Here is a 1,603-nt window from a genome sequence, read left to right on the forward strand (position 1 = left end):
CTACAGGTGAAAAGGTTTGGGAAGATTACCATATTTATGGTGCTTGGTGGAAGAGTCCTACAGAAATAGAGTTTTATCTTGATGGTAAAAAAGTTTATACTGTAACTCCTAAAGCTGAGTTTAGTTTGCAAATGTACTTAAGATTGGTAGTAGAAACTTATGACTGGAATCCTGTTCCTGAAGATGGAGGAATGACAGCAAGTAAATCTGATAGAACAACGTATTATAATTGGGTTAGATCTTGGGAATTAAAAGATAATTAACCTTTAAATAATTGAAATTTAAAAAGCCCTTTACTGTTGTAAAGGGCTTTTTAAGTTAGTTAAACTGTAGTAACTTTTTATTAATTAATGTTTCCCATTTTTTTGCTAACTGTAGTTCCCCTGTTAGTTGCATTTTTAAGTCAGAATCATACACATAAAATAAAGCTTCTGGGTTGTTATTAAAACGAGGAATAAATTTTAAATATAAGCCTTGTATTATATACTCTTTTCTATCCTTATTAGTATTTATGGTTTTACTTTTTGTACCTATTTTACAGGTTTTAATGCCTTCTAAGTTTACTATTCCCTCGTTTATTACTCCTTCTTCATTTTTGTAATAGAAAACCCTATTTTGTTTATGGTCAATACCAATAATAAAGTTGGCGCTTATTTCATAATCATTAATTGTACAGTTGTCTCTATTTGCTACTTCTTGTAGTGCTGCTAGCATTTTTTTCTCTTTCTTTTTTCGTCCTTTAGCTATTAATATAAAAGGTAATATGCATACTATTACTATTATAATTGCTATTATATCTGTTCCTAAATCCATTATGTAATTTTTTAAAGTTGATGTAAATAAAAGTGTGGCTATGTGTATATACAGAGCCTTTAGTTAAATTGGTTTTACTGCGGTTGCAATAAAAAATGTATCAACTTAATTACAAGAAATAATGAAAAGGAAATATGAGTTTTAACTTTTTAAATTGTACTAAAAAGTTAATATAAGTACTGTAATAATTAGAATTTAGCGATAATATACTGTGCTGACTAGCAGAGGTATTTGAGGCTATAAAATTCTTAAATATATCTTTTAATGTAGAAGGAAAATTGCTGTTATTACTAGGAATGTCAACAATGTTTTCGGTTTGTGAAGTCTGCGTAAAGAAGTTGTTAGATGCATTGTATGAAAACTGAACTTCTTTTGCTGTAGAAATTTCTTCTACATTATAAGACGCAAGAGATTGTGTTACAACACCTATTGCTAAGCAATACAATGTAGTAAGTAAAAGTGCGCCTATAAATTTTACTGTTTTTTTCACGCCGCAAATGTACTTTAATCTATAAATAAGTAAATGTTAATTTATATTAAAGTTACTTGTTAAGGCAGTTTTTTACATTTTCTATAGCTTCTTGTTTATCTGCAAGTACCACTAAAATGTCTTTATCCTCAATAACAGTAGATCCGTTTGGTGTTACATATTTGTTATCTCTACGTATCATTGCTATAATTGCGTGCTTAGGAAAACCTAGATCTACAATTTTTTTATTTACAGCATAGCAATTAGCAGTAACAGAAATTTCTTTAATTAATGCTTTTGGGTTGTCTTCCATTAGAAGAT

Annotated in this window: 3 protein-coding genes and 1 pseudogene; 1 reads left to right on the forward strand and 3 read right to left on the reverse strand. The window is 28.8% G+C overall.

The genetic code is table 11. From position 1 onward, the window contains the following. A pseudogene (locus tag ABJD66_RS01990) lies at positions 1-263 on the forward strand (glycoside hydrolase); the annotation flags it as partial. Positions 264-318: 55 nt separating this feature from the next. Here the strand turns inward: ABJD66_RS01990 and ABJD66_RS01995 are convergent. The 3 genes from ABJD66_RS01995 to ABJD66_RS02005 form a co-directional block, all read right to left on the reverse strand. Then, the gene (locus ABJD66_RS01995; RefSeq protein WP_348127608.1) at positions 319-813 is read right to left on the reverse strand and encodes a hypothetical protein; all 495 of its coding nucleotides are present in this window, start codon (positions 811-813) and stop codon (positions 319-321) included. A 109-nt stretch (positions 814-922) separates the two neighbouring features. After that, on the reverse strand, positions 923-1,303 hold the full coding sequence (locus ABJD66_RS02000; RefSeq protein ID WP_100896613.1) for a hypothetical protein: 381 nt from the start codon (positions 1,301-1,303) through the stop codon (positions 923-925). A gap of 52 nt (positions 1,304-1,355) precedes the next feature. Beyond that, positions 1,356-1,603: TrkA C-terminal domain-containing protein (locus tag ABJD66_RS02005; protein WP_348127612.1), on the reverse strand; the 248-nt coding region annotated here is incomplete at its 5' end.

This window comes from Cellulophaga sp. (assembly GCF_039943695.1).
In the GTDB taxonomy this organism is placed as follows: Bacteria; Bacteroidota; Bacteroidia; order Flavobacteriales; family Flavobacteriaceae; genus Cellulophaga.